Raw genomic sequence first — 21,281 nt, 5'->3', positions numbered from 1 at the left:
TATGACTGATACTGTAATCGCTACTAAAAGCAACGTACTAAAGACGCTAGATAAAGGCATTCATCAGACGCAAGACAAGCTCGTACTGAGCGTAGATCAGTTGATGATTACAACCGCTACAGGTGTCAATCTAGTAGACAAGCTGTCTTATGAGCTACGACAAGGGCAGACTCTAGCGATCGTTGGTGAGTCAGGCTCTGGCAAATCGATTGCCAGCCTAGCGCTCCTAGGCCTGCTACCAGAGAGCTTGACTATTGATGGTACCGTTCAGCTGGCAAGCACATCAAACACCTCAGGTATGTCTGTATTACCTATAGCGAATGACAAAGCACGTAACGCAGCTCTACGTCCTATTCGTGGGCAGCGTATCGGTATGGTATTTCAGGAACCAATGACAGCGTTAAATCCGCTGCATACAGTCGCTAAGCAAATTGCGGAGTCTCTACGTCTAAGCGGTGTACCCAAAAAGCAATGGCGTGACACCAGTATCGCGCTGCTAAATGATGTCAATATTACCGATCCTGCTGATAAGTTAAATCGCTATCCGCATGAACTCTCAGGTGGTCAGCGTCAACGAGTGATGATTGCTATGGCGCTAGCACAGCAGCCTGACATATTGATTGCTGACGAACCCACCACAGCACTAGATGTGACCTTGCAGCATGAGGTTTTGACACTATTGGATGATCTCAAACGCCAACATAATATGGCAATGATACTAATCAGCCATGATCTGAATTTGGTCAGGCGCTACAGCGACGAGATTATCGTCATGCGTCAAGGTCAAACGATAGAGCAGGGTCATACCGCTACTGTATTTGAGCAGCCCGCAGCAGACTATACTCGTACGCTCATTCAGCAAGACTTCGGTCAGGCATTAACGCTGATAGACGATAACGCAGATACACGCTTGAACGTACTACAAGTGAGTGATCTCAAAGTACAGTTCCCTATCGAAAAAAGTCTATTCGGCAGTACCAAGCGCTGGTTTGATGCGGTCAAAAATGTCGATATGACCCTGCAAAAAGGACAGGCACTCGGTATCGTTGGTGAGTCTGGCTCTGGCAAAACCACCATTGCTCTCGCGCTCAGTCAATTACTCAGTAATCAAGCACGTATCGATGGACAGATAATGGTCAATGGGCAAGATATCTCGGCTTTGTCAAAGAGTGCATTGCGTACGTTCCGCTCGCAGATACAGATGGTGTTTCAAGATCCGTTTGCTAGTATCAACCCTCGTATGACGGTCATGCAAATCGTGGAAGAGGGTCTGCTGGTACAGGGCGTAGATAAAGGTGCTCGTCAGCAAGCAGTGATGGAGAGTCTAGCAACAGTACATCTGCCTTTGTCCTTTGCGCAGCGCTATCCACATGAGCTATCTGGTGGACAGCGTCAACGTGTGGCATTGGCGCGCGCGCTCATCATGAAACCAAGCCTACTCATATTGGACGAACCTACCTCTGCACTAGACAGTACCACGCAAGTCGCTGTAGTCAGTCTACTGCGTGAAATTCAAGAAAAACTGCAAGTCAGTTACGTCTTTATCAGCCATGACCTAAAGGTAGTACGCGCACTATGTCAGCACATTATGGTACTGAAACAAGGCATGTGCGTGGAGTCAGGATATACCGAAGATATTTTTAATAACCCACAGCACCCATATGCACAGCAGTTACTAAAAGCGAGTACAATTTAAGCTAAGAACGTTATATTAAACTAAGTTTTGGACGAATATACCAAATCGCACTTTAGAGTAGTAGCCTGGAGCAACGTGCTGTTAGCAATCAGGACATAGCAGTTCATAATAATAGCGACATACCAAAAAGCGCAGTGGTACAATTATTCTAAACAGTCGCCAGCGCTAACCAAATTTTAACTAAGTTCTAGCTGAGCCTTTTTGTTACAGGCATAAGTATTTATTCTGCCAATAGTACTCAAACACCATCAACTGGTCACACAGTTGTTATCGCGGTTAAAATCATCATTGAAAAGGATTTTTGTACCCATGAAAAAACAAAACAGTATGACCAAGCTGGTCAATAGCACAGGACTCCAGCATGCTGGTTACTTGGCCGTTGCTAAGACACGTGCCAAAGTACTAAAAGCAGTCTCTTATGTGATACCTATCAGAAGACCGATGTTGTTTGTTGGAGAGTCTTCTTGTGACGAGCTGTGTGATATGCTCATAAATGAAGGTAATACCAATGTGTTTATCGTCACTGATGCCGTGCTAAATAAGCTTGGTATACCTGCAAAGATTACTGACTATCTAGATGCAAAAAATATCCGTTATCATGTCTATGATGGTATTACGCCAGATCCAACCTTCAAGGTTGTTGAAGAAGGACTGCGTCAGTCTATAGATGCCAATTGCGATGCTGTCTTAGCTATTGGCGGTGGTTCAGTGATTGATGCTGCCAAAATGATCGCGATGTCTCAAGGCAACAAGTGCAAGCCTCAACAACTAATCGGCATTCTTAAAGCAAGAAAGCCATCAGCGCCACTATATTGTGTGCCTACCACGGCAGGTACTGGTTCAGAAGCAACACTTGGTGCAGTCGTCTCTGATGATAAAACACACCAAAAAGCCCTGTCTATCGATCCAAGAATGGTGCCACTCGCCGCAGCGATTGATCCTGTTATCATGAAAGGAATGCCAGCCCATATCACAGCAGATACAGGCATTGATGTACTGACACATGCATTAGAAGCATGGATGAGCGCTAATGCAAGCGTAGAGACAGACTACTATGCCGCCTCTGCCGTCAAATCTGTCATGAATTACCTGCCACTGGTGTATAAAGATGGGGGAAATCTAAAGGCTAGAGAGGAGATGGGGATCGCTGCCCATTATGGTGGAATCGCTTTTAACAAAGCAGGTTTGGGTTATGTTCATGCTATCGCGCATCAGTTAGGCGCTTATTATAGCATTCCTCATGGTCGCGCTAATGCCATCGTGTTGCCTTATGTACTTGACGTCAATCGCAAAGCAAGTAAAAAGAGACTGGCAGCACTGGCAAAAAGAACTGGTATGGTACAAGACGGTCAAGCAGGCAATGGTGATAGTGAAATAGCAAACCATCTCATTGCACAAGTCAGAGAGTTGATTGCCGACTTGAATATCGACCCAACCGTTAGTGGTATGCAAACCAGTGATTTTGATGACATTGCAAAAGCTGCTGCAAAAGAAGTCAGCGATACCTATGCGGTACCGACGTATCTCTCAGCATCTGAAATCAAAGAGATATTAACGAAAATTAAGCAGGCAAGTGACAATGAAGCAAAAGAAGACATCCAAAAGGTGTCATAGTTTTTTACTAACACGCTTATGATAAATAAAGAGCCTATTCTTCTTTTGAGGATAGGCTTTTTTAATACGTTTGAGACAATAACATGCCTAAAATATCTGTTAAATATCTGATTTTTCTTTATACATCGATCATAATGTTTATATACTGTATTGACCAAAATACAGAATGATCATCATATCATTGTTTAATTTATCTTCCACTCATACGAATTTGATAAAAATTAACTTAATAAATTGTAATATGTAACAATACAGGAATGTTATGGTGACACATAGGCGTTAGGATAGTTAAATAACATTACGTTTAGGAGATTTTTATGAATCGCATATCACCCTCTAAAATTATGGGACTGATTGTCATTGCGAGCAGTGCGCTTTATGCAGGCTGTGCATCTACTGAAAACAGCACCACTGTAAAAAACACAGCAGGCGCTAATCCCTATGCACCGACTACTCCAGGACTGGCAGTAGCCACAGTAGCTGGCGGGTGTTTTTGGTGTGTTGAAGCAGGTTATGAAAAAATCCCAGGCGTAGTTGAAGTGGTATCTGGATACACGGGCGGCAATACCGAAAACCCAACCTACAAAGAAGTATCGGCAGGGGGTACGGGTCATACAGAAGCGGCGCAAGTATACTATGATCCCAAGAAAATCACGTATAACGGTATAGTGCAAGCACTATGGAGAATTGCTGATCCAACTGACGATCAAGGACAGTATGTCGATCGTGGTACACAGTATCGTCCAGCGATTTTTTATAACAATGCTCAAGAAAAGCAAATAGCAGAATCTGCTAAGCAAGCATTGCAAGATTCTGGGATATACGAAAAACCAGTCGTGATTGAGATTGTACCTACGAGCACGTTTTATCCTGCTGAAGAGTATCATCAAGATTATTACAAAAAGAACCCGATACGCTATAAAGCCTACACGTTCAATTCTGGTCGCTATCAGTTTATTGAAAGCGTATACGGTAAAGACTATGAGCTAGATTTTAGCCAGTTTGCGCCTACTGCAAGTAGTGCAGAGCCAATGATATCTAGTCAGACGATTAGCAGTACAGTCAGCACAGGGTTCAATCCAAATACCTTTGTAAAACCAGCACAAGACGAGTTAAAAAAATCGCTCACTGATATTCAATATAAAGTCACTCAAAAAGATGGTACTGAGCGCGCCTTTGACAATGAATATTGGGACAATAAAGAACCTGGACTGTATGTCGATGTGATATCTGGTGAGCCATTGTTCTCTTCACGCGATAAATACAAATCTGGTACGGGCTGGCCAAGTTTTACTCGTCCATTAAATACTGATTTGGTCGTTGAAAAAGAAGATCGCGGTATATTTTCAACACGTACTGAGATTCGTAGCCGCTATGCGGACTCGCACGTCGGTCATGTATTCGATGATGGTCCAGCACCGACAGGTAAGCGCTATTGCATGAACTCAGCAGCATTACGCTTTATTCCACTCGCAGATATGGAAGCCGCTGGTTACGGTCAATGGATAGATGAAGTCAGACCAATCAGCTAGTACTTATTTATTAAATTCAAAAGCGTTCACTAGTGTTTAAACGGCATAGTGAGCGCTTTTTTTATGCATTGATTTTGCTATCCAGTCACTGATATTTGTTCTTCTGAAACGTTTTGTGTAATATAATTGCTAAAATGTATACTTTTAGTTAGTTTTGTAATCAATCCTACTGCTATTAAACCGCGAAACCACTTCAGAGGACGCAAGCTATGTTGAAAAAATCACAAGGTACGGTTGCTTCTGCAACAACAGATATTTCTACTCATAAAGAAGGTCATAAAACAAGTAAGAAGGCATCGTATTTAGCAATCAGTATGTTAGCTATTAGTGGCGTCTGTGTAACAGTAGAATCTGCATTAGCTGCAACCTACGAAGAGTGTCTGAGAATTGGTATTCCAGAACTTTGTGTAGAAAATGGTGGTCAAGGCATACAAGGTGAGACAGGACCCAAGGGCGATAAGGGTGACAAAGGAGATAAGGGCGATACTGGTCTGACGGGCGCTCAAGGCATACAAGGCATACAAGGCATACAAGGCATACAAGGCGAGACAGGTCCAAAAGGAGACAAAGGCGACATCGGTCTGACTGGTGCAAAAGGCGACATCGGTCTGACTGGTGCCAAAGGCGACACTGGTGCTCAGGGCGTGAAAGGTGATACTGGACTAACTGGTGCAAAAGGCGACCAAGGCGACATCGGTCTGACTGGTGCCAAAGGTGAGACGGGAGCCCAAGGCGAACAAGGTATTCAAGGTATTCAAGGTCTGACTGGCGCTACTGGCGCTCAAGGCGAACAGGGTATCCAAGGTCTGACCGGTGCCAAAGGTGAAACTGGCGCTCAAGGCGAACAAGGTATTCAAGGTCTGACTGGCGCCAAAGGTGAAACTGGCGCTCAAGGCGAACAGGGTATCCAAGGTCTGACTGGCGCTAAAGGTGAAACTGGCGCTCAAGGCGAACAAGGTATCCAAGGTCTGACTGGCGCTACTGGCGCCCAAGGCGAACAAGGTATTCAAGGTCTGACTGGCGCTACTGGCGCTCAAGGCGAACAGGGTATCCAAGGTCTGACCGGTGCCAAAGGTGAAACTGGCGCTCAAGGCGAACAAGGTATTCAAGGTCTGACTGGCGCTAAAGGTGAAACTGGCGCTCAAGGCGAACAGGGTATCCAAGGTCTGACTGGCGCTAAAGGTGAAACTGGCGCTCAAGGCGAACAAGGTATCCAAGGTCTGACTGGTGCTAAAGGTGAAACTGGAGCCCAAGGCGAACAAGGTATTCAAGGTCTGACCGGTGCTAAAGGTGAGATGGGAGCCCAAGGCGAACAGGGTATCCAAGGTCTGACAGGCGCTAAAGGTGAAACCGGCGCTCAAGGCGAACAAGGTATCCAAGGTCTGACTGGCGCTACTGGCGCTCAAGGCGAACAAGGTATTCAAGGTTTGACCGGTGCTAAAGGTGAGACGGGAGCCCAAGGCGAACAAGGTATTCAAGGTTTGACCGGTGCTAAAGGTGAGGCAGGTAAGGATGCTAATATCAATGTTGCTGTACAGACTTCTAATAGTACAGCGACACCAGCCCAAGCCACTGGTAAAGATGCTATTGCAATAGGTAATGGTGCAGTAGCTGAAGGGAGCCAATCTATTAGTATTGGTGTAGGTAACTTGGTAACTGGTAAAAACTCTGGTGCAATTGGTGATCCAAGCACAGTAAGTGGCACAGGCAGTTATAGCTTGGGCAATAATAATACAGTCACTGGTAATAACACAGTCGTCTTAGGAAACAGCATCAGCACGTCAGTAAACAATGCAGTTGTTCTCGGAAGCGACTCTACAGCAAACCGTGATAATACAGTATCAGTTGGCTCAGTAGGCAATGAACGTCAAGTAATCAATGTGGCTGATGGGGTACAGAGTACAGATGCAGTCAACCTCAGGCAGTTGGATACAGCAAGGCTTAATGCAGTAAATGACGCCAACACTTATACTGACAACCAGTATGACGTTTTAAATAGTCGTTTTCAGAGCTACTCTAATGACGTAAACCGCCGAGTTGATGATGTAGAAAAAACAGCAAACAGTGGTGTCGCGATTTCTTTAGCGACACAACAAGCTATCCCCAATCTCAGACCAGGTAACGTCGCTGTGTTTGGCGGGATGGGTCATTATGAGGGAGAGAGTGCTGTGGCTATTGGTGCTGCTACTATGCTAGATAATGGTCGCACGTCAGTTAGTGGCGCATTTGGCTTTGCTGATTCAAGGTTTGGTGGACGAGTTGGTGTGTCTTATATATTCGGTCAATAAATACCTTTTATATTGATTAGTCGTAGTCATAGTCTGAGCCTAAATCTTTAACCAAATAAAAAGGACGCTAAATGCGTCCTTTTTGCTATTTATAATAGGTGAAATCATTCACAGCATTTAGAAAGCAGGCTGACGCTTAGGGACAGCGCCCAAAAACTCGTTACGAGCTTGGATGTTGTGACTGTACTCGCCAAGCATCGCAGTACTACGCGTAGTCGAATGCTGTTTGCTGACGCCGCGCATCATCATGCACATATGTGATGCGTCCATAACGACCGCCACACCGCGGCAGCCAGTGACATCCATGATAGTTTGTGCAATCTGCTCACTCAGGTTTTCTTGTATTTGTAGACGGCGAGCAAACATATCGACAATACGGGCAAACTTTGACAACCCTAATACCTGACCATCAGGTAGGTAGCCGATATGAGCGACACCATGGAACGGCAGCATATGATGCTCACACAATGAATAGAACTCAATGTTCTGCACCAGTACCAGCTCACGATTGGTCGATGGAAAAACAGCGTCATTGACCACTTCTTCGATGCTTTGATGATAGCCTTGAGTCAAGTGAGCAAAAGCTTTTGCAGCACGTACAGGCGTATCTAGCAAACCCGGACGATCCAAGTCCTCGCCAGTCGATCCAATCAGTTGGCGATAAGATTCGGTACTTTCTTTATAATCTGGAGTTGTTATTGGGGTGTTACTCATAAGTTTGGCAGCCATCCAAAATGTGGGTGTAGCTTAACGCTGAATCCTATCATGTGAGGACTCTTATAAAAATTGTGCAAGCTGGGAAGGGCTGTGATTATACTCGAAATCTACTGAACTTCATACTGCTGTGGCGAGCGGTTGAGTCTTTAATCTATAAGGAAGTGTTTGGTACTTAATCGCAACAGTGCAGCGTTAGTATTTGAAGTAGGATTTTGACAAACAATAAGCGAAATATTAACGTTCACACGTTTTATTGTGAGGCGCCAATGCTAAAATGCACTTCAATGACTTGCAAACAGCGTTCGTTGTTGGCATTGCTTGAATTAATACATCGTTGTTAGGCATTTTTATTTGATTAGCTGGTTGTATTAGCGAACCTACAGACAAGAATCAAATACAGTTTACGACTGTTTACTTAAATTAATTCGTGTATAATAACTCATCTTTTCATTTGTACTATTTAGTAGTCTCAATCTTCTCATTACTCTAAATAAATTCTTATTCTAAATCATCTCGATTGATTCAAAAGGAAATCTTATGCTACTGCAAGGACAACGATTTGTCGTAACTGGCATCGCAAGTAAACTCTCTATCGCTTGGGCTATCGCAGAAGCGTTGCACCGCGAAGGTGCATCTTTGATTTTGACTTATCCAAACGACAAAATTAAAAAACGCGTCGATATGGCTGCCGAAAAGTTCGAAGCAGATTTGGTGCTAGAGTGTGATGTTGCTTCTGATGACTCAATCGCTGCTTGTTTTGAGCAAGTGACTGCCCACTGGGGTGATGGTATCGATGGCGTCGTACATGCGATTGGTTTTGCGCCGATGGATCAGCTAGATGGCGATTTTGTCAGTGCTACCACACGTGAAGGCAGCCATATTGCGCATGATATCTCAAGCTATAGCTTTGTTGCATTGGCAAAGGCCGCTCGTGAGTTGTTAGCAATGCGCCATGGCTCTATGTTGACCTTGACTTACGAAGGCAGTATTTCAGTGTTGCCAAACTATAATGTCATGGGTATGGCAAAAGCCAGTCTCGAAGCTAGCGTGCGTTACTTAGCGACGTCTATGGGCGGTGAAGGTATTCGTGTGAATGCAATATCAGCTGGTCCTATCCGTACGCTTGCGGCTAGCGGTATCAAGTCATTCCGCAAAATGCTTGATGTCAGCGAAAAGATTGCACCACTGCAACGCAATATCACCCAGACCGAAGTAGGTAATGCAGCATTATTCTTACTATCGCCGTGGGCATCTGGTATCACGGGCGAGATTATGTTTGTAGATGCAGGGTTTAATACCGTTGCTATCAGCGAACAGCTGATGATGCTTGATGAACCAGCAAAGTAATGGGTTACACACTGTTTGTGAGTGAGAGTCATGTCTGTTCACTCAGCAGCGTGACTAGCATGCATAACGGTTGTTAAAATAATTCGTTCAGTGATATAAAAAGACAGCCGATAGGTTGTCTTTTTTGCTTATACTATCATTGTTGTTCGCTAGGCCACGCAGTTGTATTGTCGACTGACTCCCGCACCATCTTATTATTAAGGTAGCATCGGATTCTTATACTATTATCGGGTATTGTTTTTTTGGTGCTAGTCTAGTAGGGTGTGATTTACTAATGTTGACTGTGATCCTCTGGTCGTTCTGACCACAGTCGTAGGACAACAAAGCCTGTGCAAAAATCAGTTTTTATATCTCTGTTAAAAAACGGTCAACATTAAAAAAGCGCTTATCAAAATGATAAACGCTTATTATGTTTACTGTTTGTGTTACATAAGCAAGCGACTATATTGAGAATTGGCCTGCCCTAAAACACTATTCTTTGTCTTACTCTTTGTGATCTTCGTGTTCATGCATACCTTGCATCATATCGAGCATAGAATCATCAGTACGTTGCTGATCTTCTTTGGCTAAGCCATCTTGGTTGATGTCCTTTGGTGCCATTTTAGTCGTTGCATCGGTTTTATTTGAGTCTGTCATAAAGTGCTCCAGTTTATTTTTATTTGGTTTCCAATAGGAAAACTTACGCCAAGCCTGTACCAGTTATGACGTAGGTAATGTTTAACTCATCTAGTATGAAAGACCGATGCTACGTTGTACATATAAAATATGCGCTTGTTTAGTGACGATGTGTAACCAACCATTAGTGCCAATTTTAGACAGAATACGTTACTAGAGGTAACCGCTTTAATCATATCTATATTAGATATAGATAATAATTAAAAATATATATTAGTAGCATGTGTAGAGATTTTTACCTTAATTAAAGTTTGCATTTAAGGTAATGAGAAGAGAGTCGCTAGTAAGAAAAATGCGTCTTTATATTGGGTTTTTTATACCGTCTTTGATTCAATAAGGACATTTTATGTCAGAGCAAAAACTGGACAGCCATCTGCCTAATGATGGCAATGAATATTTATTTACCGATAGTTTTCCAAAGGGTACGGGTAAGGGGTTGATCGTTGTCGCCATTGCGGCGATTATTGCAATGGTCATCTATAACGTATTGCCATTCGATATCAATGCCAATAAGGGTCTTGCCGTACTGTTTTTTATTGGAGCGTTATGGCTCACAGAAGCTGTGCACGTCACTATTACAGCGCTGCTAGTAGTCGTAGTAGGCGCATTGGTTGGTATACCAGATTTCGATGCTGAGATTGGGTTGCAGAGCTTTGCTAGTCCCACTATTTATCTGTTTTTTGGTGGCTTTGCATTGGCAGCCGCGTTACACGTACAGCAGCTAGACAAAAAAATAGCCCTCAAGATTTTATCGATGTCCGGTGGCAAGCTCAGTACCGCTGTATTTTTGATATTTGGTGTGACTGCGTTCTTATCCATGTGGATATCGAACACAGCTACAGCAGCGATGATGCTACCGCTAGCTTTAGGTATTTTGACACAGGTCGATCGTGAAAAAGACCGAGGAACGTTTGTCTTTGTATTGTTAGGTATTGCTTACTCAGCCAGCCTTGGTGGACTGGGTACAATTGTCGGCTCCCCGCCGAATGCAATTGCGGCAAAAGCGCTAGATATTGCATTTGTTGATTGGATGAAGTTTGGTATCCCTATGATGCTGGTACTGCTACCGCTATTACTGGGTGCCATGTATGTATTCTTAAAACCCAATCTCAATCGCAAAGTCGTGCTCGCCGAAGATGAGCCCATTGCTTGGAATAAGCCACGTATCGCAACTATTATTGTCTTTATTATCACGGCACTGAGCTGGATTTTTTCTAAGAAAATTGGGGCCGCTTTCGATATTACTGATACGGATGCCATTATTGCACTGGCAGCCGCGGTGGCAGTGGTGAGTTTAGGACTGGTGTCTTGGAAGCAAGTATCAGACAATACCGATTGGGGTGTGCTCATGTTGTTCGGTGGCGGTATTGCGCTATCGACTATCTTAAAAGTATCAGGTGCGTCATTGGTGCTGGGTGAGACTGTGGCAAGTGCACTGTCTGCTGCACCGCTGTTGGTTGTTATGATAGCGGTATCTGCATTCATTATTTTCTTGACGGAGTTTGCTTCCAATACGGCATCGGCGGCGCTCCTAGTACCTGTATTTGCAGCGATTGCAGAGCAAATGGGCTTGCCACATGAAGTGCTGGTATTGGTCATTGGTATCGGTGCGTCGTGCGCCTTTATGCTGCCAGTTGCCACGCCGCCAAATGCTATTGTATTCGGTACTGGTTTAATTAAGCAGACAGAGATGGTGCGCACTGGTATTATATTGAATATTATCGCGACTGTTATCATTGGCTTCTGGGCGTATTTTTTCTTGCTATAGTTAAGTAGTCAAAAACCCAGTCATACGTACTGGTGAGAAATCAAACCCGATGTTTAAGGCCGACTTAAGCATCGGGTTTTTTTATGACTTGTTATGCTTCATAAAAATAAACTACTTATAATTTGCTCTTATACCCATAGTGAGTAGCAGTTGGATAAACATGATGATGTACGTCAGTTGTTGTCGCTGCTGCTCGCGACCAATCGTCAATCAACTTCTAGGGCTATACCTAAAAATAATACTTAGAAAAAACAGCATATCCTAATGTCATACTATTAAATGGACTTGATCACATGACACAGTATTTATTAAAAATAACGATCTTTCTTATCTTGGCTATAGTTGTTGTGCTAGTGGCACTCATAGCATTGTATTGGGCACCAGACCGTACTGTCACTGAGCTAAAGCATTGGCAGCTACCTAATAGTGAATTTATAGACATACAAGGTACGCAGGCACATGTGACGCAATCCGGTATATGTCATGCAAACCGTAGAACAGCATCAATAGACGCAGGGGCTGATACCTCTCCTGATACCACTTCTACTAGCACCATTGTTTTGTTGCATGGAACATCAGCAAGCTTGCATACGTGGAGTGGCTGGACAGAGGCGCTTTCTGATCAATACTGTGTTGTGAGTATGGATTTACCAGGATTTGGTCTAACAGGTCCTTATATTGACCAAAGCATACAATATAGCAGTGAGCGTTATGCTGAATTTGTCATTCAAGTGCTCGATAGCTTGGATATAGATCGTGTCATTCTAGCAGGCAATTCGTTGGGCGGTAAAATTGCTTGGCGTACCGCAGCCTTGTATCCTGATCGCATAGAACAGCTTATATTAGTGGATTCAGTGGGTTATCCAGCAGTACCCAAACATATTCCTATTGGCTTTAAGGTTGCAGGCTATCCTGCAATAGCGCCTATTTTAAATTATATCTTGCCCAGAAGTGTCGTCGAAAAAAGCGTCGTGAGCGTGTATGCAGATGAGAGTAAGGTCGACGATGACTTAGTTGATAGATACTATGAATTGACACTACGCCAAGGCAATCGGCAAGCCTTGACTCGTCGTCTAAAAGAAACCGATAGTGATAGTCATCAAGAACAAATCAAGCAGTTGGATATACCGACATTGATATTATGGGGTGCAAAAGATAACCTCATACCTGTAGAAAACGCGGCATTATTTCACAGGGATATACGTAACAGTCAGCTTGTGGTGTTTGATGATTTGGGTCATGTACCGCATGAAGAAAATCCGATAGCAACTGTTGATGTTGTGAAGCAATTTTTGATGAATGAGTAGAGACATGAACAAGATAATAAAAACAACAACCATCGCTGCGATTTCAGACATTCATAGTAATGTCTTTGCTTTGGAGGCAGTGCTTGCTGATATCAAACAACGCGGTGCTGATCAGATCGTAAATCTTGGTGATATTTTATATGGGCCAATAGCGCCTCAGGCTACCTATGAGCTGTTAATGGAACATCAAGAAGACATTATTACCATACGAGGTAATCAGGATAGGCAGATTTATGAAGCAACGACAGCAGAAATTGTTAGCAATTCAACGTTGAGTTTTATTGTCACAGAATTATCTAAAGATGCGATTGAATGGATGCGGTTTTTGCCGTTCGATTATCATTTAAGTAAGGATGTCTACCTATGCCACGGCTCACCAACCGATGACATGACGTATTTACTAGAAGATATTAAAACAGGGCAGCCAGTAGTACGTGATGATGCCTCTATTTCATCACTGCTTGATGGTGTCGATAGTGCGGTCATTGTCTGTGGTCATACCCATATTCCGCGAACAGTAGTATTATCATCAGGTCAAACAGTTATTAATTGTGGTAGCGTTGGTTACCCCGCTTACGAAGATGATTTGCCTATCATCCATAAAATGCAGACCTATTCACCTTATGCTAACTATTCTCTTATAACATGCATTGATACTCAACAAGGTAAACGTTGGCAAACTGAGCATATCAAGGTGGCTTATGATCATAAAAAAGCAGCTACACTGGCCTCCAAAAATGGACGCGAAGACTGGGCGTTTGCTTTAAATACTGGGCGAGTATTGTAGTGTGGAAGACTCAGCATTATTGCTAGCCGAAATGACTAAAGCCACCAACCATGATCTACCATTAAATTATTATAAGGACGGTGTTACATGCTCACTCTATATATGGTTCAACTTGGTGGTCGTCCCAAAGGGCGTCTGATAGAGCAGCACGACATGTTTTTTGGTGTCGCCAATCAGGTCAGTGAGCTGATAGAAGACATCAATCAGCATTGGTCAGAGGTCAAAAACAAATGGCATATCGACTCGTATCGAGCGATTACTAAGGTTGATGGTTACACGATTAAACTGATTGAGTCAGGTAAGCAAGTAGGCAAAGATGCTGACTTAAAGCTGTTCTTTATCAATTTGGGCGGCTATCAGCAGGGCAGTTTCGAAGAGTTTCATTATAAATTGCTTATTGTCGCCACCAGTCAGGCCGAGGCCATTAAGCAAGCAAAGCAAAGCGACTTTTATAAACAGTTCACCTTTACAGATATCGATTCACTTCTCGATGCCGCCTCTCATATCGATGATAAGTTTGAGGTTGATATAGATGATATCTATAACGTAAATGATTTGCTCTCAAATGTTCAGCTGTTGATTGAGCCTATCGTTGAGATAGGGAAGAACAATATTGAGATTGGAGAAGATAAAGAGTATGTGGGATACTTAAGTATCAAGAACCTAAGGAAGTTATCATAATATGGCTCTAAATATGTATTACAAAAGTGGTCTAATTCGCAAAATGCGCTGCCAGATATCTGATGACCTACTGCCCATACTTTATCAAATTCATAATAACGCAAAATTTCCACGATTGACGTGGCTAATTGACAACCTTTATGAAAACCCGCAGATTTGTCCTGACGTAGCGAGAGAGTTGGCTAATGAGATGTTGGGGTTCGAAAAATTAATACTGTCGCTACATCTGCCTTTTCCTAGACTATCATTACAAAAAATACATGCCTTTTTTGAGGGTGCTGCTGCCAGTCAACAGATTATTTATACCAAAGCCTATCCCAATAGTGATTAATGTTACTAGCTGAGCCTTCTCTGCGGCTTTAAGTATGTGCAATCTAATGTTTATATCCATGCTATCTCAGCTACGTGCGTCGATACTTTTATCACAGCTAAGACAGGCGTTCTATCGCGCATAGTTATAGTGTGAATTTCAGGTGTGTAATCAATACAGGACTCACTTGAATCGCCTGCTATTTGCCTCCATAATCTAATCACTTATTAATAATAAATAGCCTAAGCAAATATGCCAGATACTTCCGAGAAAAACAATTTAAGCACTCCTAGTACAAATGAAATTGAAGATACAAAAAGAGCGGTGGAACCATTAGCCGACCTACCTGTACTTGCTAAAGACAGCTACTATTTAAACCGTCTTGAACGGGAGCTGACGCGTGCCGCCGTGTCTAAAAATAAAAAATCCAATCATGATTCTGAGCAAAAAAACAATCAAGACGATGTGCTGACTAAGAAGCGTGCCCAATACGATAAGATAAAAACGCGCTCTCAAGCAGCAGTACAAGCCCGCATCGACAGTATTCCAAGCGATTTGCCCGCTAAGTTAAATCTTGATCTGCCAGTAAGTCAACGTGCAGAAGATCTGGTACAAGCCATCATCGACAATCAAGTCATTATCGTGGCGGGTGAGACAGGTTCTGGTAAAACAACGCAATTACCTAAGCTTGCCATGCTGGCAGGACGCGGTATTACTGGACAGATAGGGCACACGCAGCCAAGACGCTTGGCCGCGCGTAGCGTCGCAAACCGTATTGCAGAAGAGCTCGGAGAGCAGCTAGGCAATACGGTCAGTTTCAAGATTCGCTTCAACGAGCAAGGATCAGCGCAATCTGTAGTCAAGCTAATGACTGATGGTATTTTGCTCGCTGAGCTGGGTCATGATCGTTTTTTGAGTAAATACGATACGATTATCATTGATGAAGCACATGAGCGTAGCTTAAATATCGACTTTATCATGGGTTATCTCAAAAAGATGCTACCCAAACGTCCAGATTTAAAGGTAATTATTACCTCAGCAACACTCGATACCAAGCGTTTTAGTGAATACTTTAGCCGTTATGATGCCAAGCTCAAACGGCAAGTCCCTGCGCCTATCTTCAATGTGGAAGGACGCAGCTTTCCAGTAGAGGTGCGCTATCGTCCACTGACTGATGAGCCAGTAAATAGCTCAGAAGACGACAGCTATGATGATTTTGAAGAGAATTTACCGCGTGCGGTGGTTGCCGCTGTTGAGGAGTGTTTTAGCGACGCGCAGAGTAAAGGTCATGCCGATCAAGCCGATATCCTGATATTTGCCGCGACTGAGGCAGAGATTCGCGAAACGCAAGAAGTACTTGAGCGCCACGGTCCACGTCATACCGAAGTGTTGCCACTGTTTGCACGGCAGACCTATGAAGAACAGCAGCGTATCTTTCAGCCGTCAGGTCGAGGTCGACGTATTGTCATTGCGACCAATGTCGCTGAGACGGCGTTGACAGTACCGGGTATTCGCTATGTAATCGACTTGGGATTTGCGCGTATTTCGCGTTACTCATATCGCTCACGCGTACAACGTCTGCCGATTGAAGCAATTTCGCAAGCGGCAGCCAACCAGCGTAAAGGTCGTTGTGGCCGTGTCGCGCCAGGGGTTTGTATTCGTCTTTATTCTGAAGAGGACTTTAGCGGTCGTCCTGAATTTACTGAGCCTGAGATTTTACGTACCAATCTAGCTTCTGTGATATTGCAGATGGCAAACCTACGTTTAGGTAGTGTAGACAACTTTGATTTTATTGAGCCACCTGATAGTCGATTAGTCACTGATGGTCACAAGCTGCTTGATGAACTGGGCGCCATCACATCCAAACAAGATACTACGCAAGATAAAAACAAATCATCAAAGCGTCAAAAAGGGCTCGATCATCTTCGCCTAACAGCAACAGGTCAGAAAATGGCACGTATGCCAATCGATCCAAGGCTGGCACGTATGCTAGTGGCTGGTTCTGACTTTGATTGTATTCGTGAGATGCTCATCGTGGTGGCAGCGCTTGCGGTACAAGATCCACGTGAGCGTCCTGCCAATAAGCGCACACAAGCTGATCAAAAACATGCGGTATTTCGTCAAGACGACTCTGACTTTTTATTCTATCTAAGTCTGTGGAAGGCACTGTTTGAAAAGGACGAAGACGGCAATAAACTGTCCGGTAATCAGCGTAAGCAGTTTGCAAAAAAGAACTATCTAAGTTTCCCGCGTGTACGCGAATGGCACCAGACGCATCGTCAATTGGTACAAATGGTCACTGAGCTTAAGTTAACCGATGTCAATGACTCACAAATATCGGATAAAAATGTTGCCAAGAATGACCCAACAGCGATCGAAGACGAAGCGTTAAAAGCTGTCAAATATGCCAATTTGCATAGAGCCTTATTGACAGGTTTGTTGTCTATTATCGCGCACAAAACTGAAAGTCGCGGTGAGTATTTGGCGGCGCGCCAGCAAAAAGCCAAGATATTCCCAGCCAGTACGGTATTTAAACAGATACCGCCTTGGGTTATGGCATTTGAGATGGTCGAAACCTCCCAAGTGTTTATGCGTACCGTTGCCAAAATTGAACCCGAATGGATTACCTCGGCGGCAGGAGACCTACTCAAATATCATTACTTTGAGCCGCATTGGTCCAAAAAGACAGGACGAGTCAAAGCGTACGCGCAGATTAGTTTATTTGGCTTGATTATTATCAGTAAGCAGCTCACCAATTACGAGCAAGTAAACTTGGTCGAGTCACGAGAGATATTCATTCGTGATGGTCTTGTGACTGGTAATTTCGGTCGCAATGCGCCATTTTTGCAGCATAATATGGACAAAGTTGCTCATGTTGAGCGCATCGAAGACAAGCTACGTCGCCGTGATTTATTGGTTGATGAAGAAACGCTCTATCAGTTCTATGACAAAAAGATTCCTGAGTATGTTGCCAGCCGCAAAACATTTGAAGACTGGCGGGCAGAGGTAGAGAAAAACGACAACAAGTATCTGTTTTTTACTGACGAGGATGTACTCACTAGCCAAGCACCAACCACGGGCGACTTCCCAGAAGTATGGAAGCTGGGTGATCTAAAACTGCCGCTGCGTTATATCTTTGATCCAGCAAGCGATGATGATGGCGTGACCATACGCGTACCGCTTGCCGCATTACCACAGCTCGATGCGATTGAATTGCTATGGGGTGTGCCAGGATGGCGCTATGAGTTGGTGCTACAGTTGCTCAAATCATTACCAAAAGATATCCGTCGCCAGATCGTCCCGATACCTGATACCGCAGATAGGCTATTTGACGAGTTGCAGCAACAAGGCGGACAAGGGTTATTAAAACAACTGTGCCAAGCGCTCAATCGCCGCGGTATTATGTCTGTGACGCCGGAGAGTTTTAGCCCCTCTACGATTGATCGTTATTTGCAACCACAAATCTGTGTGGTTGATGACAAAAACCGTATCATCGAAAAAGGTCGTGATCTGCAAACGTTGCAGATTCGCCATGCTTCCGAGACTAGCCAAGCGGTTAATGAGCAACAAGGTGCGCATACTGACTTCCCTGAACATTTTGCCTTTAGCAAAAACCATCATAGCGCAGGCGTGGTCATGAAGCAGTTTGCTGCGCTCGTTGCTGATGAGGCAGGAGAGGCAGTATCCATTCACCAGTACACCGATGTCAATGCAGCACTACAAGCGCATCGTATCGGCGTATTAACCTTGATCAAAGGGAAGCTTGGTGCGAAGAAAAAACAGCTGACCAGTCAAGTAGATAAAATATTCAAACTGGCATTTGCACCGCTGGGTGATATGGAAAAACTAAAAACAATCGTTATTGATACCACATTGGATGCCGCACTCGAAGAGCACTATGTCCTGTTTGACCATAGCGAAAACCTACCAGAGAGCGCTGATGATATCGCAGTGGGTCTGAGTGAGGAGCTACCATTTACCCCTGAAGAATATGCACAGACGCTCGAAGTTGTGCTGAGTAATTTCTTATTGACAGGTCAAAGCGTTATCAAAACGCTCAAAAATGTCTATACGCGCTGGCAACGTATTCGCCAGGGGCTACTGATGTTAGACCGTGAGATATTTGGAGAGTCTATCGATGACATTGAAGATCAATTAGAAGATTTACATTTGGCTAATTTTGTTTACCGTATGGATTATAGCCATTGGCAACAGTATCCGCGTTATCTTGAAGCGCTAGAGATTCGCCTTGAGCGTTTAGAGCACAATTTAGACGCCGATCTTGATGGTGTCTACGCGCTAGACTTGCATATGGAAAGATTAGCAGGACGTGCGGACAAGGAAGCCATCAGTGAGTATCGCTGGATGGTGGAAGAGTATCGGATCCAGCTATTTGCTCAGCCGATGAAAACCCGTATGGCGGTATCACCCAAACGTCTTAGCAAAATGTGGGATAAGGTAAGCTAGCATAGAGTATCTTTATATATTAAACCCAAAAAGAGGGCTAGATTAGTCATTACTAATCTAGCCCTCTTTTTTATTGGTAGTTAATGACTGATTCTTTCTGTCAGTACTCCCATGCTATAGAGCATAAACGCAATGGCGGTAAATGCCACGATAAATGGTGTCAGTATCCAAATCACCACATTGATCAGGATGGATGGGAGTAAACCATTAAATAGCTCGATATCTGGGGTAAAAAAATCTGTCATTACATCCACTGCACGTTTGGCAATGGGGAAGAGTAGTGTGCTTAGGGCTAACATGTATAGATATTTACTAAAGCCGGGGTCACTCATGACAACCAAGAAGTAAAACACTGAAAAATAAGTGATACCTAGTGCCCAGCATTTGAGAGTGTAGCTTAAACGAATCATGTCAATCTCCTCCCCAGCATATCTATTAATGAACGTAGATTTATCTACGTCTATATATTCTTTTATTTGAATATATACTATATGTTATAATACGAATATAAAGGCAAGTCAAACAATTTTTCCATATATTTAAAATACGCCATAAATTATTTAATTTAAAAACGATCATTTCTGAAGAAGGGGTTTGAACGATACGATATAAAATAGCCTAAGCGAAAAAACTTATACTGTTAAAGAGTAAAATAATAACTACAAATCACTGCTCGGATTCACACCGAACAGTCGCTTATATTCTCGGCTAAACTGGCTAGGGCTTTCATAACCTACTTGCATGGCGATCTGTGATATTTGTGCTCCGTGCCTCTTAATCAGACGCCTTGCCTCCATCAACCGCAGGTTTTTTTGATATTGCAATGGGCTTAATTGGGTGATTTCCTTGAAGTGCTGGTGAAACCCTGAGATGCTCATACCGCATCGACTGGCAAGGTGCTCGACCATGATAGGTTGATTTAAATGTGCCTTTATCCAGTCAGTAGCTTGGGCGATGCGATGTGTATGACTGCCATCGACGACCAATTGCCTAAGCTTGATTCCTTGTTCTGCTGAGAGTAGGCGATAGTATATCTCCTGCTGAATCAAAGATGCCAAAAACCCAATACCATTTGGATAATCAAGCAAGTTTATCAACCGTTCAAACGCCGCCATTATCGTATCGTCTAACTGCCATTTTATGCCTGAGTGACCGCTTACTATTGTTTGGTTAGCAGGTATTCGCGCTAAAATATCTCTAATCATCGCTAGGTCTAGTTTCATGGATAAGACAATGACAGGGTTTTCGATAGAAGCGTGTTTGATATGCATGCTAAGCGGGATATTGACTGGGCAAAACATCAGATTGCTATTATCAAACCTTTGGCAGTCTGCTCCTAAGTAAATCTCTCGCTCGCCTTGTAAGACAATACATATACTTGGCTCTTGTATATAGCTGACAGCTTTGCTTGACCTATCAGCACAATAGAAGAACAATCCTGCCACGGCTGATTCGATGGTTTTGTTTTTGGGTAGTACTCTGAGTAGTTGATCTATCGTTGTCTGATTCATCATCATTGCTTGTTTTAGGTTGTTGCCTGATAGTATGAAAATTTATAGGATTAGGCAAGAGTTATAGAGGTCTGTTCTAACGCCTATAAGCAGACGTCACTATAATAGTCTTATCGCAACAGCGTAAGCACGATCTCTAATAATATGAAACAAGGAGTTATTGATTATGAAAATATTTTATAAAACTCGCGCGACAGCGACTGGTGGACGTTCTGGTCATACTGGGCTAGACGATGGCTCATTGGGTTTTGATTTGGTTTCTTTTCAAGAGCAAGACAAAGAAGGCGTCAACCCAGAACAGCTTTTTGCTATGGGTTATGCAGCTTGTTTTGATAGCGCTTTGAGCATGACTGCGCAGCATATGAAACTGCCTATTACCTCTTCGAAGACTTCTGCGCAAGTAGGTATCGGTATGAAAGCAGATGGTAGTTACAACTTGGACGTAGAGTTGTATGTTGAAGTGTCAGGTATCGACGAAGCGCAGGCGCAGCAGCTGATTGAAGCCACGCATCAGGTATGTCCATACTCTAATGCAACGCGCGGCAACGTTGAGACTCGCTTAGAAGTTACTGTTGTCTAAC

General features: G+C 43.5%; 16 protein-coding genes. 12 read left to right on the top strand and 4 right to left on the bottom strand.

Going from position 1 to position 21,281, the window contains the following annotated elements; genetic code table 11:
- Nucleotide 1 precedes the first annotated feature (1 nt).
- From AC5JPT_RS03465 to AC5JPT_RS03450, 4 genes are all read left to right on the top strand, one after another.
- A complete protein-coding gene (locus AC5JPT_RS03465; RefSeq protein WP_493857119.1) occupies nucleotides 2–1,696 on the top strand; it encodes an ABC transporter ATP-binding protein in 1,695 nt (564 codons plus the stop codon).
- 309 nt (nucleotides 1,697–2,005) lie between these two features.
- The gene (locus tag AC5JPT_RS03460) at nucleotides 2,006–3,310 is read left to right on the top strand and encodes an iron-containing alcohol dehydrogenase (RefSeq protein WP_493857118.1); all 1,305 of its coding nucleotides are present in this window, start codon (nucleotides 2,006–2,008) and stop codon (nucleotides 3,308–3,310) included.
- 317 nt (nucleotides 3,311–3,627) lie between these two features.
- Nucleotides 3,628–4,842, top strand: coding sequence for a peptide-methionine (R)-S-oxide reductase MsrB (gene msrB, locus AC5JPT_RS03455; RefSeq protein ID WP_493857117.1), 1,215 nt, complete (start codon nucleotides 3,628–3,630; stop codon nucleotides 4,840–4,842).
- A gap of 209 nt (nucleotides 4,843–5,051) precedes the next feature.
- Nucleotides 5,052–7,130 carry a YadA-like family protein gene (locus tag AC5JPT_RS03450; RefSeq protein ID WP_493857116.1) on the top strand — a complete coding sequence of 693 codons (2,079 nt, stop codon included), beginning with the start codon at nucleotides 5,052–5,054 and terminating at the stop codon, nucleotides 7,128–7,130.
- Nucleotides 7,131–7,247: 117 nt separating this feature from the next.
- On the opposite strand, the gene folE is transcribed toward AC5JPT_RS03450, so the two are convergent.
- Nucleotides 7,248–7,844 (bottom strand): GTP cyclohydrolase I FolE, encoded by a 597-nt coding sequence (folE, locus tag AC5JPT_RS03445; protein ID WP_493857115.1) that lies wholly within the window; start codon nucleotides 7,842–7,844, stop codon nucleotides 7,248–7,250.
- Between the two features lie 540 nt (nucleotides 7,845–8,384).
- Here folE and AC5JPT_RS03440 point away from each other — a divergent pair.
- On the top strand, nucleotides 8,385–9,194 hold the full coding sequence (locus AC5JPT_RS03440; RefSeq protein WP_319052298.1) for an enoyl-ACP reductase FabI: 810 nt from the start codon (nucleotides 8,385–8,387) through the stop codon (nucleotides 9,192–9,194).
- 483 nt (nucleotides 9,195–9,677) lie between these two features.
- Here AC5JPT_RS03440 and AC5JPT_RS03435 read toward each other — a convergent pair whose 3' ends face one another.
- Entirely contained in the window at nucleotides 9,678–9,830 is a 153-nt protein-coding gene (locus AC5JPT_RS03435) for a hypothetical protein (protein WP_319052297.1), read from the bottom strand.
- 385 nt (nucleotides 9,831–10,215) lie between these two features.
- On the opposite strand from AC5JPT_RS03435, the gene AC5JPT_RS03430 reads away from it, so the two are divergent.
- The 6 genes from AC5JPT_RS03430 (at nucleotide 10,216) to hrpA (ending at nucleotide 19,189) form a co-directional block, all read left to right on the top strand.
- Nucleotides 10,216–11,637: an SLC13 family permease gene (locus AC5JPT_RS03430; RefSeq protein WP_319052296.1), complete on the top strand. Its 1,422-nt coding sequence runs from the start codon at nucleotides 10,216–10,218 to the stop codon at nucleotides 11,635–11,637.
- A 293-nt stretch (nucleotides 11,638–11,930) separates the two neighbouring features.
- Nucleotides 11,931–12,944, top strand: coding sequence for an alpha/beta fold hydrolase (locus AC5JPT_RS03425; protein WP_493857114.1), 1,014 nt, complete (start codon nucleotides 11,931–11,933; stop codon nucleotides 12,942–12,944).
- A gap of 4 nt (nucleotides 12,945–12,948) precedes the next feature.
- A complete protein-coding gene (locus tag AC5JPT_RS03420) occupies nucleotides 12,949–13,731 on the top strand; it encodes a metallophosphoesterase family protein (protein ID WP_493857113.1) in 783 nt (260 codons plus the stop codon).
- 87 nt (nucleotides 13,732–13,818) lie between these two features.
- Nucleotides 13,819–14,412 carry a DUF1543 domain-containing protein gene (locus AC5JPT_RS03415; RefSeq protein ID WP_493857112.1) on the top strand — a complete coding sequence of 198 codons (594 nt, stop codon included), beginning with the start codon at nucleotides 13,819–13,821 and terminating at the stop codon, nucleotides 14,410–14,412.
- Between the two features lies 1 nt (nucleotide 14,413).
- A complete protein-coding gene (locus AC5JPT_RS03410; protein ID WP_493857111.1) occupies nucleotides 14,414–14,743 on the top strand; it encodes a hypothetical protein in 330 nt (109 codons plus the stop codon).
- 303 nt (nucleotides 14,744–15,046) lie between these two features.
- On the top strand, nucleotides 15,047–19,189 hold the full coding sequence (hrpA, locus tag AC5JPT_RS03405; protein WP_493858420.1) for an ATP-dependent RNA helicase HrpA: 4,143 nt from the start codon (nucleotides 15,047–15,049) through the stop codon (nucleotides 19,187–19,189).
- Nucleotides 19,190–19,269: 80 nt separating this feature from the next.
- Here the strand turns inward: hrpA and AC5JPT_RS03400 are convergent, their stop codons facing one another.
- Both AC5JPT_RS03400 and AC5JPT_RS03395 read right to left on the bottom strand, forming a co-directional pair.
- A complete protein-coding gene (locus tag AC5JPT_RS03400; protein WP_319052290.1) occupies nucleotides 19,270–19,599 on the bottom strand; it encodes a hypothetical protein in 330 nt (109 codons plus the stop codon).
- Nucleotides 19,600–19,848: 249 nt separating this feature from the next.
- Complete coding sequence (locus AC5JPT_RS03395) at nucleotides 19,849–20,700, bottom strand: AraC family transcriptional regulator (protein WP_493857110.1); 852 nt, start codon at nucleotides 20,698–20,700, stop codon at nucleotides 19,849–19,851.
- A gap of 166 nt (nucleotides 20,701–20,866) precedes the next feature.
- Here AC5JPT_RS03395 and AC5JPT_RS03390 point away from each other — a divergent pair, with 166 nt between their 5' ends.
- Nucleotides 20,867–21,280, top strand: a complete 414-nt coding sequence (locus AC5JPT_RS03390) for an organic hydroperoxide resistance protein (protein WP_443527081.1) — start codon at nucleotides 20,867–20,869, stop codon at nucleotides 21,278–21,280.
- The last annotated feature ends 1 nt before the right edge of the window (nucleotide 21,281 follow it).

The organism is Psychrobacter sp. H26 (assembly GCF_059073035.1).
The sequence above is the reverse complement of the archived record's forward strand: the minus strand, read 5'-3'. Positions and strand labels throughout refer to the sequence as shown.

What these genes read in the sequence shown, in the direction of transcription:
- AC5JPT_RS03465 (WP_493857119.1), top strand. Translation starts at nt 2, where the DNA reads ATGACTGATACTGTAATCGCTACTAAAAGCAACGTACTAAAGACGCTA.
- AC5JPT_RS03400 (WP_319052290.1), bottom strand. Translation starts at nt 19,599, where the DNA reads ATGATTCGTTTAAGCTACACTCTCAAATGCTGGGCACTAGGTATCACT.
- AC5JPT_RS03425 (WP_493857114.1), top strand. Translation starts at nt 11,931, where the DNA reads ATGACACAGTATTTATTAAAAATAACGATCTTTCTTATCTTGGCTATA.
- AC5JPT_RS03440 (WP_319052298.1), top strand. Translation starts at nt 8,385, where the DNA reads ATGCTACTGCAAGGACAACGATTTGTCGTAACTGGCATCGCAAGTAAA.
- AC5JPT_RS03435 (WP_319052297.1), bottom strand. Translation starts at nt 9,830, where the DNA reads ATGACAGACTCAAATAAAACCGATGCAACGACTAAAATGGCACCAAAG.
- folE (WP_493857115.1), bottom strand. Translation starts at nt 7,844, where the DNA reads ATGAGTAACACCCCAATAACAACTCCAGATTATAAAGAAAGTACCGAA.
- AC5JPT_RS03460 (WP_493857118.1), top strand. Translation starts at nt 2,006, where the DNA reads ATGAAAAAACAAAACAGTATGACCAAGCTGGTCAATAGCACAGGACTC.
- AC5JPT_RS03395 (WP_493857110.1), bottom strand. Translation starts at nt 20,700, where the DNA reads ATGAATCAGACAACGATAGATCAACTACTCAGAGTACTACCCAAAAAC.
- AC5JPT_RS03415 (WP_493857112.1), top strand. Translation starts at nt 13,819, where the DNA reads ATGCTCACTCTATATATGGTTCAACTTGGTGGTCGTCCCAAAGGGCGT.
- AC5JPT_RS03390 (WP_443527081.1), top strand. Translation starts at nt 20,867, where the DNA reads ATGAAAATATTTTATAAAACTCGCGCGACAGCGACTGGTGGACGTTCT.
- AC5JPT_RS03410 (WP_493857111.1), top strand. Translation starts at nt 14,414, where the DNA reads ATGGCTCTAAATATGTATTACAAAAGTGGTCTAATTCGCAAAATGCGC.
- AC5JPT_RS03450 (WP_493857116.1), top strand. Translation starts at nt 5,052, where the DNA reads ATGTTGAAAAAATCACAAGGTACGGTTGCTTCTGCAACAACAGATATT.
- AC5JPT_RS03430 (WP_319052296.1), top strand. Translation starts at nt 10,216, where the DNA reads ATGTCAGAGCAAAAACTGGACAGCCATCTGCCTAATGATGGCAATGAA.
- msrB (WP_493857117.1), top strand. Translation starts at nt 3,628, where the DNA reads ATGAATCGCATATCACCCTCTAAAATTATGGGACTGATTGTCATTGCG.
- AC5JPT_RS03420 (WP_493857113.1), top strand. Translation starts at nt 12,949, where the DNA reads ATGAACAAGATAATAAAAACAACAACCATCGCTGCGATTTCAGACATT.